Annotated in this window: 14 protein-coding genes; 8 read left to right on the top strand and 6 right to left on the bottom strand. The window is 67.8% G+C overall.

All coding sequences use genetic code 11. From position 1 onward, the window contains the following. Window positions 1-46: 46 nt before the first annotated feature. Window positions 47-1,132, bottom strand: a complete 1,086-nt coding sequence (locus AC1DCZ_RS16670; RefSeq protein WP_476975587.1) for an adenosine deaminase — start codon at window positions 1,130-1,132, stop codon at window positions 47-49. A 37-nt stretch (window positions 1,133-1,169) separates the two neighbouring features. On the opposite strand from AC1DCZ_RS16670, the gene AC1DCZ_RS16665 reads away from it, so the two are divergent. Then, a complete protein-coding gene (locus AC1DCZ_RS16665; protein ID WP_476975586.1) occupies window positions 1,170-3,833 on the top strand; it encodes an excinuclease ABC subunit UvrA in 2,664 nt (887 codons plus the stop codon). A 52-nt stretch (window positions 3,834-3,885) separates the two neighbouring features. Here the strand turns inward: AC1DCZ_RS16665 and AC1DCZ_RS16660 are convergent, their stop codons facing one another. Next, window positions 3,886-4,458, bottom strand: coding sequence for a hypothetical protein (locus tag AC1DCZ_RS16660; RefSeq protein ID WP_476975585.1), 573 nt, complete (start codon window positions 4,456-4,458; stop codon window positions 3,886-3,888). 145 nt (window positions 4,459-4,603) lie between these two features. Here AC1DCZ_RS16660 and AC1DCZ_RS16655 point away from each other — a divergent pair, with 145 nt between their 5' ends. Continuing rightward, window positions 4,604-5,503: an MSMEG_6728 family protein gene (locus AC1DCZ_RS16655; RefSeq protein WP_476975584.1), complete on the top strand. Its 900-nt coding sequence runs from the start codon at window positions 4,604-4,606 to the stop codon at window positions 5,501-5,503. A gap of 68 nt (window positions 5,504-5,571) precedes the next feature. Here AC1DCZ_RS16655 and AC1DCZ_RS16650 read toward each other — a convergent pair whose 3' ends face one another. After that, the gene (locus AC1DCZ_RS16650; protein ID WP_476975583.1) at window positions 5,572-6,036 is read right to left on the bottom strand and encodes a hypothetical protein; all 465 of its coding nucleotides are present in this window, start codon (window positions 6,034-6,036) and stop codon (window positions 5,572-5,574) included. A 176-nt stretch (window positions 6,037-6,212) separates the two neighbouring features. Between AC1DCZ_RS16650 and AC1DCZ_RS16645 the strand changes: the two genes are divergently transcribed. Further along, entirely contained in the window at window positions 6,213-7,160 is a 948-nt protein-coding gene (locus AC1DCZ_RS16645; RefSeq protein ID WP_476975582.1) for a response regulator transcription factor, read from the top strand. Window positions 7,161-7,202: 42 nt separating this feature from the next. Next, window positions 7,203-8,456, top strand: a complete 1,254-nt coding sequence (locus AC1DCZ_RS16640) for a sensor histidine kinase (RefSeq protein ID WP_476975581.1) — start codon at window positions 7,203-7,205, stop codon at window positions 8,454-8,456. A gap of 25 nt (window positions 8,457-8,481) precedes the next feature. Here the strand turns inward: AC1DCZ_RS16640 and AC1DCZ_RS16635 are convergent, their stop codons facing one another. The 3 genes from AC1DCZ_RS16635 to AC1DCZ_RS16625 all read right to left on the bottom strand — a co-directional run bounded on the left by AC1DCZ_RS16635 (window position 8,482) and on the right by AC1DCZ_RS16625 (window position 10,301). Further along, complete coding sequence (locus AC1DCZ_RS16635) at window positions 8,482-8,862, bottom strand: hypothetical protein (RefSeq protein WP_476975580.1); 381 nt, start codon at window positions 8,860-8,862, stop codon at window positions 8,482-8,484. Next, window positions 8,859-9,590, bottom strand: a complete 732-nt coding sequence (locus AC1DCZ_RS16630) for a signal peptidase I (RefSeq protein WP_476975579.1) — start codon at window positions 9,588-9,590, stop codon at window positions 8,859-8,861. The genes AC1DCZ_RS16635 and AC1DCZ_RS16630 overlap by 4 nt, the downstream gene beginning before the upstream one ends. A gap of 93 nt (window positions 9,591-9,683) precedes the next feature. Beyond that, the gene (locus AC1DCZ_RS16625) at window positions 9,684-10,301 is read right to left on the bottom strand and encodes a TasA family protein (protein ID WP_476975578.1); all 618 of its coding nucleotides are present in this window, start codon (window positions 10,299-10,301) and stop codon (window positions 9,684-9,686) included. A 187-nt stretch (window positions 10,302-10,488) separates the two neighbouring features. Between AC1DCZ_RS16625 and AC1DCZ_RS16620 the strand changes: the two genes are divergently transcribed. The 4 genes from AC1DCZ_RS16620 to AC1DCZ_RS16605 form a co-directional block, all read left to right on the top strand. Beyond that, entirely contained in the window at window positions 10,489-11,439 is a 951-nt protein-coding gene (locus AC1DCZ_RS16620) for an SDR family oxidoreductase (protein ID WP_476975577.1), read from the top strand. A 77-nt stretch (window positions 11,440-11,516) separates the two neighbouring features. Continuing rightward, window positions 11,517-11,906 (top strand): DUF1622 domain-containing protein, encoded by a 390-nt coding sequence (locus tag AC1DCZ_RS16615; RefSeq protein WP_476975576.1) that lies wholly within the window; start codon window positions 11,517-11,519, stop codon window positions 11,904-11,906. A 122-nt stretch (window positions 11,907-12,028) separates the two neighbouring features. Then, window positions 12,029-12,865, top strand: a complete 837-nt coding sequence (locus AC1DCZ_RS16610; protein ID WP_476975575.1) for a YqjF family protein — start codon at window positions 12,029-12,031, stop codon at window positions 12,863-12,865. A 64-nt stretch (window positions 12,866-12,929) separates the two neighbouring features. Then, the coding region (locus AC1DCZ_RS16605; RefSeq protein WP_476975574.1) for a DUF222 domain-containing protein at window positions 12,930-13,948 on the top strand (1,019 nt) is incomplete at its 3' end.

The following is a 13,948-nucleotide window of genomic DNA, read 5'->3' as shown; positions in this document are numbered from 1 at the left end:
CTCCGGATGGGCCGTAGGTGACCCCGCGTTGCTATAGGTAGTGCAGTCAGTGGCCGGACGCCGACAGCTCGGCCAGCAGCTCGGCCTTGCGTTCTTCGCTGGCAAAGGAGGACCGGATCGAGTTGGCGGCCATCCGCACGAAGTCGAACTCGGACAGGCCCAGCACTGACTTCAGCTGGGCGAAGTTGTCATCCACATAGCCGCCGAAATAGGCGGGATCGTCGGAGTTTACGCTCACGTTCAGCCCCGCGGCGAGCATGGCGGGCAGCGGGTGCCCGGCCAGGGTGTCCACGGCCCGCAGCCTGACATTGGACAGCGGGCACACGGTCAGCGGCACGAGCCCCTGCACCAGCCGTTCCACCAGTTCCGGGTCCTCCATGCAGCGGATGCCGTGGTCGATCCGTTCGGCGTCCAGGAGGTCCAGCGCGTCGGTGATGTACGACGGCGGGCCCTCCTCGCCGGCGTGCGCGATGCGCCGCAGCCCGGCGTCCTTGGCCCGGGCGAAGAGCCGCTCGAACTTGGCCGGCGGGTTGCCGACCTCGGCCGAGTCGAGGCCGATGCCCGCGATCGGCGCATCCATGGCCAGCAGCTGTTCGAGGACGTCCAGCGCAGATTCCTCGGTCAGGTCCCGCAGGAAGGCCGCGATCAGCAGCGTCGAGATGCCAAATTCCTGCTCGGAAACAGCCAGCACCGAGGCGACACCGTTGACGCAGGTCGCGAGGGACACCCCGCGGGAGAGGTGGGCCTGCGGGTCCAGCATGATCTCGGCGTGCCGAACCCCGGCGCGGGCGGCGCGCTCCAGGTACGCCCGGGTCATGTCGGCGAAGTCCTGCTCGGTCTGCAGCACGGCCATGTTCGCGTAGTACAGGTCCAGGAACGACTGCAGGTCCGTGAACTCGTACCGGGAGCGGAGCTCGTGGAGGTCGGCATAGGGCAGCTTGATTCCGTTGCGTTCCGCGAGCGCGAAGATTAGCTCGGGCTCGAGCGTGCCCTCGATGTGCAGGTGCAGTTCCGCGACCGGCAGCGTGATGCCGACCTGGTCAAGGACATCGGCCGGCTCCATCGCTGCGCCGCTATCGGGGTCGGTCGCGGCCGCTTCAGTGCCGGCAACTCCGCCGTCGTTATTTTCCATTCGGTAAGGATATGCCCGCACCGATAGAGTCGAAGTAATGCAAAATGAACAGCATGCTTCCAATCGAACCGCACTGACACTTCCGGGTGCCGTTTCCGACCACCCCACGGACGGGTTCGTCCGGGTCCGCGGCGCCCGGGAGAACAACCTGCGCAACGTGGATGTGGACGTGCCGCGCGACGCAATTGTCGCCTTCACCGGAGTCTCGGGCTCGGGCAAGTCCTCGCTCGCGTTCGGCACCATCTACGCCGAGGCCCAGCGCCGCTACTTCGAATCCGTGGCCCCGTACGCGCGCCGGCTCATCCAGCAGGGCCACAACCCCAAGGTGGAAATGATCACGGGCCTGCCGCCCGCCGTCGCGCTCCAGCAACGCCGCGGCACCCCGAGCTCCCGCTCCACGGTGGGAACGGTGACCACGCTCTCCAACTCCCTGCGCATGCTCTTTTCCCGCGCAGGGAGTTACCCGGACGGCGCCAGCCCGCTGGACTCGGATGCGTTCTCGCCCAACACCGCCGCCGGCGCCTGCCCGGAATGCCACGGGCTGGGCATCGCGCACACCGTGAGCGAAGCCTCCCTGGTCCCGGACACCTCGCTGAGCATCCGCGACGGCGCCATCGCCGCTTGGCCCGGCGCCTGGCAGGGCAAGAACCTCCGCGACATCCTCACCCACCTGGGCTACGACGTCGACACCCCTTGGCGGAAGCTGCCCAAGAAGCACCGCGACTGGATCCTCTTCACCGACGAACAGCCCGTGGTGGAGGTAACGCCGCAGCGGGACCGCGTCGCCAAGCCGTACAAGGGCCGGTTCTGGAGCGCCAAGAGCTACGTGCTGCACACCCTGGCCGATTCCAAGAGCACCACGATGCGAGACCGCGTGCTGCGCTTCATGGAAACCGGCCCGTGCCCGCGGTGCGGCGGAAGCGGCCTGACCCCGGCCGCCCTCGCAGTGACCTTCGCGGGCCACACCATCGCCGACCTCAACGCCGTTCCGATGACAGAACTGGCCGGCATCATCCGCCCCACCACCGAGCTCACGACCGCCGGGACCGCCTCCCGCAAACAGGCCTCGGGCGAGAACAATGAGGTCGCAGTCGCCATTACCCGTGACCTCCTGCAGCGGGTCACGGTGCTGCTGGACCTGGGCCTGGGCTACCTCGCCCTGGGCCGCTCCACGCCCACCCTCTCCCCCGGCGAAATGCAGCGCCTCCGGATCGCCACCCAGCTGCGCTCCGGGCTGTTCGGCGTGATCTATGTGCTCGACGAGCCCTCCGCCGGCCTGCACCCGGCCGACGCCGAACCCCTCCTGGCGGTCCTGGACCAGCTGAAATCCTCCGGCAACTCGGTGTTCGTCGTGGAGCACAACATGGACGTCGTGCGCCGCGCCGATTGGCTCGTCGACGTCGGCCCGCGCGCCGGCGAAGGCGGCGGCGAGGTGCTCTACAGCGGTCCTGTGGCCGGTCTCGCCGACGTCGAGGCCTCCGTCACGCGCCCGTTCCTGTTCCCGGACAGTTCGGCCGGCGGTGGCGCAGCGGGCACCGCAGGATCTGCCGGCACGGCTGGCTCTTCCGGCACCGCTGGCTCTTCAGGGAACGACGACGGCGGGAGCCGCGCCTTCCGGGCGGCGGACAGCGCGCTCCGGGAACCGGGCGGCTGGCTGGAGCTCCGCGACATCAGCCGGCACAACCTGCGCGAGCTCGATGCGAACTTCCCGCTCGGTGTCCTGACGGCGGTCACCGGGGTCTCCGGCTCCGGCAAGTCCACGCTGGTCAGCCAGGTCCTCGCAGACGTGGTCGGCGCCCGCCTGCACCCGGAAGCCGGAGCCATGGCAGAGAAAGCCCCACTGGACGAGCCGGACACGGACGCCGGCGAGCTTGACGAACCGCTGACAGTCGGCCCGGTTTCCGGGCTGGACCAGGTCGACCGGCTCGTGAAAGTGGACCAGAAGCCGATCGGCCGGACCCCGCGCTCCAACCTTGCGACCTACACGGGTCTCTTCGACGCGGTCCGTAAGGAGTTCGCCGCCACGGAGGAGGCACGGTCCCGGGGCTTCGGCGCCGGACGCTTCTCCTTCAACGTCGCAGGCGGCCGCTGCGAGACGTGCCAGGGCGAGGGATTCGTGGCCGTCGAGCTGCTGTTCCTGCCCGGCAGCTACGGCCCCTGCCCGGAATGCCACGGCTCGCGCTACAACCCCGAAACCCTCGAGGTCACCTACCGCGGCAGGACCGTCGCGGACGTCCTCGGCATGACGGTGAACGCCGCCGCCGAGTTCCTGACCGACGTGCCGGCCGCAGCCCGCAGCCTGGAAACCCTGCGCGAGGTCGGCCTGGGTTACCTCCGGTTGGGCCAGCCTGCCACCGAGCTCTCCGGCGGCGAGGCCCAAAGGATCAAGCTCGCCACCGAGCTGCAGCGGGCCCAGCGCGGTCACTCGCTCTACCTGCTGGACGAGCCAACGACCGGACTGCACCCGGCCGACGTCCAGCTCCTGATGGCGCAGCTGCACCGGCTTGTGGACGCTGGCAACACCGTCATTGTGGTCGAACACGAGATGGACGTCGTGGCCGCCGCGGACTGGGTCATCGACCTCGGCCCGGCGGGAGGCGACGCCGGCGGGAAGATCATCGCGGAGGGGACGCCCGCCGTCGTCGCGCGTTCCAAGAAGAGCCGGACGGCCCCGTACCTGGCGTCGGTGCTTTCGGGCTGAGCACGCGCGGACGTGACCGCCGCGTCGGGGGGTAAAGCTCAGGTGTGAGGGGTCAGGCGGCGCGCGGGAGTTCCCGGACAATCCGGACTTTCCACGCAGTGTCGTCGCTGGTGTCCAGCAGGGCCACGGTGCCCATGGCGAGGTGGAGAGCCACCCGCTTGGCGGCGAGCAGCTCGAGGTAGAGGCTTTCGTTCATCCGGGCCGGCGCATCGATGACGTACTTCACGGCGTCGCGGACTTTGCGGTAGTTGGCGCTGCGCTCGCGGTGCAGGTGCATCTCCAGCAGTTGGCGCTGGCGAAGCTTCGGTTCGTGCCGGTTCAGCCAGGACACCGCTGCGTGGACACCCACCACCAGCGCTACTGAGATCACGTAGACCTGCCATCCGGTGTTGAGCAGGAACAGCGGGAGGTTGGCGATCGCCACGACGGCGATGAACAGCCGGATCGCCAGCAGGCGGCGCATGGTCAATGCCACGGACGCCATCGCTGCGCGGAATCCATGCTGTTCCGTTCGGGCTGCCGCAGGATCGAGGGTGAACTCCTCAAGCACAACAATGCCGTTCGCGTCCGGATCGAGCAGTTTGCCGTATTTCGGCACAAACGGCATCACAGGGGCAAGATTCATGGCGTGTCCTCCGGGCGGCATTGGTGGGGTCCTGCTATATTACGCGCCGCATCGAGGAGCTGTCTGCTCCATTCCGAAATGTGAACATCCACACGCGCAGCCGGTTGCAATTGGAGCTTTGGCCGCGTGGCCTCAAACTGGAAAGATGCAGACCTTCCTTCCCTTCCCCGATTTCCAGCAGAGCGCCGCGGTCCTGGACCGCGTCCGCCTCGGCAAGCAGCGCGTTGAAACGCTGCAGATACTCCGTGCCCTGGTGATCCCGGAGTACGGCTGGCAGTCCCACCCGGCCATCCAGATGTGGATGGGCTATGTCCCCGCACTGACCCTTTACGGCCTGTCGATGGTGGACGAATGGACGGCCCGCGGCGGGGAGGACACCACGCGCGAGAAGATCATGGAATTCGCCCCCCAGGCGGCCCACCCTGACTACGCTGCCAAAATCCCCATGCCGCCATGGCTGGGCAATCCCGAATTCCACCTCAGCCACCGCTCCAGGCTGGTGGCCAAGGACCCGCGGTTCTACCTGCCGCTCTTCCCCGGCACGGAAGCGGACCTCGAATACGTCTGGCCCGAGCCCAAGCACCTGCTGCTGCCGGAAGATCCGATCGGGGACCGCATGTGGGTGCTCCGGCTGCCCCTCGGTGACAAGGATCCTCAGCAGCTGGACACCGTCAGCCTCCCACCCGCCGGCCGGGCGAAAGCCGCCTCCACCGAGGACGAGTACCAGTTCGTGTACGCCGACTCGGGTGCGCGGCGCCCGGCCAAGCAGCGCAAGTTGCCCCCGAAGCAGCTCGTGAAGAAGCCCACCCGGAAACGCCAGGCCCAGGAAGAAGCGTTCACCACACTGCCCGGAAACTCAGTTGTGGCCGTCCCGTTCGACGGCGGCGCGTCCTTCGCTTTGGGCAGGGTCCAGGGCCGTCCCATTACGGTGGACGGACACTTCGCCCGGAACTTCACGGTGGACCAGATCATGGAGCGCTCGGCCTTCGACTACCCGGCGCTGCTCCAGGATCCGCGGGTGTTCTTCCCGATCCCCGCACTGTAGACACGGCGCCGGCCGGCCCGTGGGCCGCGTCGGGCGCCGCTGGGCCCGCGCTCTGGACGGCGTGCTGCTCAGCAGGTGACGGACTGCGTCAGTGGCGTTCCGGTCCACGAGCCGACCTGCGCGCTCAGAGTGAAGGTGTACGTGCCGTGGCCGTTGCCAGTACTGCTGCTCACAGTCACGTTGACACCATAGGTGCCCCCGGCAGGAATCGGCGCCACGGACTGCAGCCCGCCAGGTCCGGTCAGCGTGGCTGTGTACCCCGTCGCGCGGGCCACGGTGTCGACGTTCGTGAAGCTGATGGTTGCGCCCTTTTTCATGCATTGGAGCGTGCCGTCGAGGGGAGCCGGGGCCGGGACCTTGTAGGTTCCAACGCTCATTGTCGCGGCGGTGTTGGCGGTAAACGTCGCATAGGCCAGCCCGGGAGCGCACAGCACCAGAAGCACGGCCGCCGGTACCGCCAACAGACGGCGCAGCCGCATCAGCCACACGGATGGGACCCGCGGGGCTGCTGGAGAGGGCTTGGCGACGTTCACTGAGAGGGCTTCCTGTGCGTGGTGGACCTTGTAGCTTCAACTCTGACAGCCAAGATTCAATTGGAGGCAGGGTTCAACTTCAACATTTGCTCAAGAAAATCCGTGTTAGCCTGAAAACTGTGTGACACATGGGGTGGGTGTGACGTAATTGGCTCTTCATCTAAGAAGCTGGGGTTATGTTCGATTCGGTGGGTCAGCTCCGCGCTGTGGTCGTCGACGACGACGACGATGTCCGACTCCTGGTTCGCCGCACACTCGAGATGCAGGGCTTCGCCGTAACAGAGGCCGCCTCCGGCTCCGCAGCGCTGCGGAACATCAAGGAACACCGGCCAGACCTCGTGACCCTGGACCTCAACCTTCCTGACCTGGACGGCGTAGAAGTGTGCCGCAGGTTGCGCAAGTTCTCCGACGCCTACGTCATCATGATCACGGCCCGGGCGGACGAGATCGACGAACTGATCGGCCTGGAAATCGGCGCCGACGACTTCATCAGCAAGCCCTTCAGCCCCCGTGCCGTCCAGGCCCGGGTGACTGCCGTCCTGCGCCGGCACCGCCCCACACCCCAACGCCCCACACCCCAACGCCGCATGTCAGACTTCGTGCCCGCTGCGGCCGGCGATTCACAGACGCACGGCGGTCCGCGACGCCGGGCGACCGACGTCGCGCCCGCATCGGCCGAAAAAGCCGCCTCCGCAACGCAAGCACCCCAGCGACGCCGGGCGACCGACGTCGCACCCGTAACGGCGGGAAACTCCGACGCCGGGCCCGCCGTCGAGAGGCGAGCCGAGCGCCGCCACAGCGATGCCACCAACATCGTCAGGCACGGCCCGCTGGTGGTCGAGGTCGACGGGCGGGTCGCGTCCCTCGACGGCGTCGAACTGGTGCTGACGCGCACCGAGTTCGACCTTCTGGAAGTACTAGCCGGTGCGCCGCGGCGTGTGTGGACCCGAAAAGCTCTCCTGACCAAGGTCTGGGGTAACGAATGGGCTATGGACGAGCACCTGGTGGAAGTGCATATCGGCAATTTGCGGCGGAAGCTCGGCGATAAGGGACGCGAGCCGCGGTTCATCCGCACGGTACGCGGCGTCGGATACCGGATGGCGCCCGTGGAAGCGGTGGCCTAACTGGCCGCGGACATCTCGGCGATCGCGGCACTCGACCGGGCCGTGACTTCCCGACTGCCCGTTCTCGCCGAGTACGGGCTGCCGCACTTGGAACCGCTCCCGGCCACCGCCGGCGCGCCCACCCCGGACACGAGGGGCCAGCTCCAGAAGTTGCTGGTCCTGGCGACCACAATTACGGGCGTCCCGTTCGGCATCATCAACATCGTCAGCGACGACGAGCTCCATTGCGTTGCAGCCATTGGAACCGATCCGGGGACCTGCGCCCTGGAGGATTCCATGTGCGGCAAGGTCTTCCTCACGGGCAAGACGACGGTGGTCCCGGATGCATCCCGGGACGCTCTGTTCCGGCACCATCCGCTTGTCACGGGCGAGCTTGCCGCCGTCCGCTTCTATGCTTCGGTTCCACTCACCACGGCCGAGGGCTTCGTGCTCGGCGCGCTGTGTGTCGCTTCGTTCGAGCCCGCGGAACTTGCTCCGGCCCAGCAGTCGGCGCTGGAAATCCTCGCCGCACAGGTAGTCGAAGTGCTCGAACTCCAGCACCATGCCCGCCTGCTCGCCCGGAGCCTGGCGGAAGCACGGCACAGCAACGAGCTCCTGGAATCCTTCGCCGGGCGCATCAGCCATGATCTGCGCAACCCGCTGACCAGCGTTATCGGCTTCGCCGAGCTCGGGGAACTGCAGAACCCCGAAGGCGCGGACGAGTTCCGCATCATCGGCAGGACGTCGCGCAGGATGCTAGCCATGGTGGACGACATGCTGTCTTTTTCCAGCATTGGCGGCGCACTCCGGCCCCGGAAGGTATCCCTCGCGGCGTTGGTCGGCGACGTCGAAGAGGACCTGGCTGCCGTCCTCGCTGAGACTGGCACGGAAATCGACGTCACGGACTTCAGTTTCCGGGGCGACGCCGATCAGCTGCGCATCCTCCTCCAAAACCTCATCCACAACGCCGTGGCCTACCGCCGCCCGGGGGTGGTACCGAGGATTCGGGTCACTGCCAAGGCCGTCCCCGATGGGGTCGCACTGCGGGTAACGGACAACGGCAAAGGCATTCCAGCGGAGGACCGGTCCCGCGTCACCGAGCCCCTGGCCCGTTTGCACCGCACTGACGACCCGCCGGGTTCAGGGCTGGGGTTGTCAACATGCGTCCGCATCGCGCAGGCCCACGGCGGCCGGCTGGACATCGACTCGAATCCCGACGGCGGCACCGTCGTCACCCTCCGGCTTCCTTCCTCGACGCTGGCGGCGCAGCCGGCGCCGGCGCCGCCGGCGAAGCTGCAGTCGACGAAACGCCGGTGAAGGCAGTCGGCGGCGGCGCCGTGACTCAGGCTGCTGCAGCGAGGTTGGCCGAAACCAGGAGCGCACTGACCTGCCGCGCGAAATCCGCGACGTCGGAGTCCAGCGTCCTCGCGGCAGCCCGCGCCGCGTTCAGGTCGCCGGTCCGGATGCTGTGCTCGACGGCCCGGCTCTGTCCTTCGAGCTGAATCGCTCCGGCCATTGCCGCCGATGTCGCCACGCTCAGGATTGCGACCAGCGCGCCCTCGCTCTTGCCGTCGCGGAGGCTGGTGTGGACGCCCGTCAGCCGGGCAGGCAAGCATTCGAGGAAGCGGCCGACGAATCCCATCGCGCAGGATCGCGAATCCAGCTCAGCAGCGAGCCTGTCGATCCGTCCCGTATCCAGGACAAGGCCATTGCCGTACCTCACGGCCGGTCACTTCCGCTTGCGGGTGTCGGTTCGCGTGCGGGTTCCTCGGTTTTAGACCCGGCAGGCTTCGCCCAGATCGACCGCAGCACTAAGACGACGAGCAGTGCGGGCGCGCCGTAGAGGAGTACGGACTGGACGAGCGGCTGGCGGAGCGCCCGGATGCCATCGCCAAGGAGGGGCACAACACCCGCCTCGGTGTAGACGTAGTCCTCCGAAAGTACGGCGGCCCATGGGTCGGGCCCGGGGTTGGCGTCGCCCTTGGTGGTCACGGAGGTCCCACCCGAGGTATCGCGGATGATGCTCGCCACGCGGTGGGTTTCGATCCGGTGATCGTCAATCGGAATGCTGTACGTGATGACGTCGCCGACCTTCAGCTCGGAGACCGGCGTCTTCACGCTGACCACAACGTCGCCCGGGTTGATTCCCGGCGACATGCTGCCGGTGAGCATCGTCGAAGTCTGGTAGTTCAGGAAACGCGGCCCCACGGCAAGGAAGAGGAACACCAGGGCGGCAAGCACGAGGGCGAGCGTCAAGACAGCCCGTCCGGCAGCGGAAACGATCTTCGACGCCGGACGTCGCGCCCGGGCCGGCGTCGTCTCGGCCCGGCGTCGCCCGTGGCCCTGGCCCTGGCCCTGGCCCTGGGGCGCAGGGTGCCGGACGCCGTCGCCGGCCCGGCGGCCACCGAAATCGGTTGAGATGCGGGGTTGTAGCTGATCCGTCGTGCTCACGGGTGGTCCCTCCTGCCTGTGCGGATGCTGCGAAAAACGCGAGGGACCCGGGCTGGCCGCATGCGGGCCGCCCCGGGTCCCTTCGTGGTCTGGCTACTTGTTGGTGGTGCCGCGGATAGCACCACTGAAGTTGAAGTTAATAGCGCTGTTCTGCCCCTGGAGCTTGTCGTCCGCAGTCGCGGGGACGGCGAGTGTGACGCGAAGGAAGTCTGTGCCGCTGGCTACTTTGGAGTTCAGGGTCGACAACGGGAAGGTACCAGCGACCGGAGTGCCAGCCAGGATGGTCGTGACCTGGGGGTTGCCGGCGCCCACGCATGTGTAGGTGTAGGACGGCGACGTGCCGGCCTGGGTCCAGGCAACAGGGCAACGGTCAATCTGCATCTGGAGACCGTTCGTCTTGTCCGTGTCCAGCAGAGAGGACGTCGTCGCGGCCGTCGTAAGGGTGATGCCAGTGAGGTCCTGATCGCCAGCGTTGACCAGCGTGACAGCACGCTGCATCGTGTCGCCGGGAATGGCTCCCGTTGCGGCCAGTACGAGGGTGCTGGTATCTGCGCCGGTCAACTTCACGGTGGCGGACTTGACGGCCGTGTCTGCCTTGGTGGTGGCCGTGAAGCCACCGTAAGTGCCCATGCCGGCTACACCGGCAGCTGCGGCGAGGAGCGCGGCTGATGCGAGGACTTTGCTGGACGTGGACTTGAGGTTGAGACCCATGAGAAATCCGTTTCGTGGGGCCGGGCCCCAGGGACCGGCGAAGTGGTTGCGATAGCCGGCCGTAGCGGCTGACTAATACAACGATGCACGGCTCCTTTCAAGGCAAGGCCACAGTCGAAAACAAGATCACTTCAAGTTTTCCTCAAGCCGTTCCTGGACGCTCCTTCAACACTGGCAGACTGGGGACATGACTGTACTCTTGGCCGGTTGCGGCGACTTGGGCACCGAAGCTGGTCTGCGCTTCATCGAAGCGGGCCACCGGGTGGTCGGCTGGCGGCGGTCCCCGGAGAAACTTCCGTCCGCCATCGAGGGCGTCAAGGCTGACCTGGGCTCCGGTAAGCTCCCGCCCATCCCGGCGGACACCACCGCCGTCGTCGTCGCCATAGCGGCCGAGTCACCCACGGAAGAGGCCTACCGGGCGGCGTATGTGGATGGGCTGGCGAACGTGCTGGATGCCCTCGAGGCCGCCCGGGAGCGCGACGGCGTTGTTCCCCGCCGGGTGCTCTTTGTCTCCTCGACTGCCGTGTACGGCGACGCGGGAGGGGGCTGGGTGGATGAAAACACGACGCCGGCGACTGGCGGGTTCTCGGGCCGCATAATCCGCGAGGCGGAGGAACTGTTGTACAGCAGGCTGTCCGGCTCCGGGATTACGCCCGTGGTGTTGCGGCTGGGTGGCATCTACGGGCCGGGACGGACGCGGCTAATCGACCAGGTACGTGGCGGAACCGCTGTGATCCCGGCTGAATCGCGCTTCACGAACCGCATCCACCGCGACGACGCCGCGGCGGCGATTGTGCATCTGTGCACCATGGATGCCGAACCCGGCCCTCTCTACCTCGGCGTGGACAATGACCCGGCCGAACTCGGCGACGTGCTGAGCTTCCTGGCCGCCGAGCTGGGACTTCCCCAGCCGCCGTCGGAACCCCCGCTGACCTCTGCTGCGGAGGGTAGCTCGAGCAGTGAGCCGTCCGCTCGCACGGCGGCCGGTGGGGAGCCGACGCGAGGCGAGCCGTCGCGAGGCGGCAACAAGCGCTGCTCCAACGCATTGCTCCGCGGCACGGGCTTCGAGTTTCAGTTCCCGAGCTTCCGGGAAGGGTACCGGGCCATCCTGGCCGGCGACGGCGTGCGGCACCCGTAAACTCTCCGTTGGCGCGCGTTGCCTTGGCGTCGCATCGCCCGGCACGAATTTTCGCCCAGCTTCTCTTGAGGGAGACCATGGATTTTCAGCACATCATTGAAACCGTCGGCGCGTTCATGGACTTCGCCGGCGTCGCCATCATGGTGATCGGCGCCCTCGTATCAATCCCGCTCGCGCTACGGGGATACCAGCCGGAGCGCCTTCCGCCAGGCTCCGCACCCCTGTCCACCTACCGCTCCTACCGCCAATTGCTGGGGCGTTCAATCCTCCTGGGACTTGAGCTGCTGGTGGCGGCCGACATCATCCGGACGGTCGCCGTCACCCCGACCTTCGAGAGCGTGGGCGTGCTGGCCATCATCGTTCTCATCCGTACGTTCCTGAGCTTCTCGCTCGAGCTGGAAATCACCGGCCGGTGGCCCTGGCAGAAGCAGCCGGCGGGAACCGTGCCGGCGACGACTGCGGGCTGAGGGCGGCGCGCCGGGAGTCTTCCGCCGGCGGGCTGTGGGCTTCGGCGTAGTCGGCCGCTTCACGGTCACCCTTTTCGCGGTCAGCCTTTTCGGCGTCAGCCCCGGGGGCTAGGCTCGGGCGCATGACTGCGACCAGCAAGGATCCTTGGCCGGAGCCGCCTGAGCTGCCGCGTCCAATCATCATGGGACAACGCTGGACTGACGCCGTCTTTCTACACTGGCGCATCCCATACGCCGATGCGGCCCGGTTCATGCCCGCGGGCGCGGTCCCGGATGTCTTTGACGAATCGGCCTGGGTGGGGCTGATCGGATTCCGCATGCAGGGAGCGGGGCTCGGCAGGGGGCCCGGTGTACCGTATTTCGGCGATTTCAATGAGATCAACGTGCGTCTCTACTCGCGGGAACCCGACGGCACGCGGGGTGTTGTCTTCCTCAGCCTCGACGCATCGCGCCTGGCGGTGGTCCTGGCCGCGCGCGCCGCGGGGATCCCCTATGTGTGGTCGCGGGCGGACTTCCGCGGGCCTGAGCCGGTGGGGCCGGCGTCCGCGGGGCCGGGGGCGGCGGGTCCGGGGGCTGCCGGTCCGTCGGCAGCTCAAGCCGTGGGGCCGGCGGCGGGCACCGCCCGCACGGATTGTGCCACCGGGTATTCCGTGCGCCGGTTCCGCCACGGCGCCCGGAGTGATTTCTCCGTCGCGCCAATCCCCGACGACGTCGCTGATGATCCGCTGTCCCTCCACCTCACGGCCCGTTTCGGTCTGCATTCGCGGTTCCGGGGCAAGACGCTCTACATTCCCAACACCCACAGCCCTTGGCTGCTCTTCCGCGCCGAGCTAACGGTGCTTGAGGATCAGCTGGTCGCGGCGGCGGGGATCGCCGTCGTCGGGCCTCCCGAGTCCGTGCTCTTCTCCCCCGGAGTTCACACCCAGTTCGGGTGGCCTCGCGTGCTGACGGAACCGTGAATCTCCCGCTAAGGGGCGCCAATAGTCGTCGTTAAATGTCGGTACCCACTGGGAGTATGGACTCATGGAAGCCGTCAGGGATTTCATTCCGTTTCAGGTCCCGGTCCCGGGCCCGGTGCAAAGTCCGGTGCAGGGCACCGCCCCCGCCGAACCGTCCGGTGTGGACAGCGTCATCGCGCTGCTCCAACGCGTGGGCTCGACGGCGGCGGAGGACGCGGCGTTGTTTGGTTTCCGTGCGGCGTCGGACTTTGCCGGCCGGATGGAGGAGATCTCGAGGCATGTGGAGTATCTCCAGCTCGTGGCGGCCGGCGCGGTGGACCGGACCCGGAAGCAGGCTGCGGCGGACGCCGCGAAGGCCGGCACGTCGTGGACCACAGGGTGGCGGGACGATTCTCCCGGGTCCGGGCCCGGATCCTCGGCACCGGGCGCCGCTGCACCGGGTGCTCCGGGTGCGGACGATCCTGTGGATGACGGGTACCGGAACACGGTGGAGTTCCTGCGGGCCCGGCTGTTGATCGGCGCGTCCGAGGGCCGGCGCAGGCTCGCCCTCGCCGAGAAGGTCCTGCCCCGGCAGGGATTCACCGGGGAGCCGCTGCCTGCCGTGCGCGTGGAACTCGGTGCCGCGGTCGCCGCCGGGGAAGTCGCGTCCCGGGCCGCGACGATCATCACGCTGGCCCTGGACCGCGTCCGGCACGCCTGCGACGCGGAGGCCGCGGCGCGGATGGAACACGCCCTGACCCGCACCGCGGCCGGGAACGACCCGGACTTCCTGGTCCGGGTCGCGCGGCGCTGGGCGGATGCGATCGACCAGGACGGTGCCGAGCCCTCCGAGGAGCTGTTGCGCCAGCTCCAGGGCGCGTTCATCCGACGCCAGCGCCACGGCCTGCACCACCTGGAGATCTTCGCGACCACCGACCAGTTCGAGCACCTCCTGACCGTGATGAACACCGCCACCAACCCACGCACCAGCAGTTCCGCGGCGCCGGCGGCGGTCACCGACTGCGGCGCGCACGCCGCTGCCGGCGGTGAGGGTCCCGTGGCCAACCCTGCCACGGTTGTCACGGACGGTGTTTCGAGTGCTTC

The sequence above is a fragment of the Arthrobacter sp. 10N418 genome, from assembly GCF_056394725.1.
This window is presented reverse-complemented; position numbering and strand designations above follow the sequence as displayed.

What these genes read in the sequence shown, in the direction of transcription:
- AC1DCZ_RS16670 (WP_476975587.1), bottom strand. Translation starts at nt 1,132, where the DNA reads ATGGAAAATAACGACGGCGGAGTTGCCGGCACTGAAGCGGCCGCGACC.
- AC1DCZ_RS16665 (WP_476975586.1), top strand. Translation starts at nt 1,170, where the DNA reads ATGCAAAATGAACAGCATGCTTCCAATCGAACCGCACTGACACTTCCG.
- AC1DCZ_RS16660 (WP_476975585.1), bottom strand. Translation starts at nt 4,458, where the DNA reads ATGAATCTTGCCCCTGTGATGCCGTTTGTGCCGAAATACGGCAAACTG.
- AC1DCZ_RS16655 (WP_476975584.1), top strand. Translation starts at nt 4,604, where the DNA reads ATGCAGACCTTCCTTCCCTTCCCCGATTTCCAGCAGAGCGCCGCGGTC.
- AC1DCZ_RS16645 (WP_476975582.1), top strand. Translation starts at nt 6,213, where the DNA reads ATGTTCGATTCGGTGGGTCAGCTCCGCGCTGTGGTCGTCGACGACGAC.
- AC1DCZ_RS16625 (WP_476975578.1), bottom strand. Translation starts at nt 10,301, where the DNA reads ATGGGTCTCAACCTCAAGTCCACGTCCAGCAAAGTCCTCGCATCAGCC.
- AC1DCZ_RS16620 (WP_476975577.1), top strand. Translation starts at nt 10,489, where the DNA reads ATGACTGTACTCTTGGCCGGTTGCGGCGACTTGGGCACCGAAGCTGGT.
- AC1DCZ_RS16615 (WP_476975576.1), top strand. Translation starts at nt 11,517, where the DNA reads ATGGATTTTCAGCACATCATTGAAACCGTCGGCGCGTTCATGGACTTC.
- AC1DCZ_RS16610 (WP_476975575.1), top strand. Translation starts at nt 12,029, where the DNA reads ATGACTGCGACCAGCAAGGATCCTTGGCCGGAGCCGCCTGAGCTGCCG.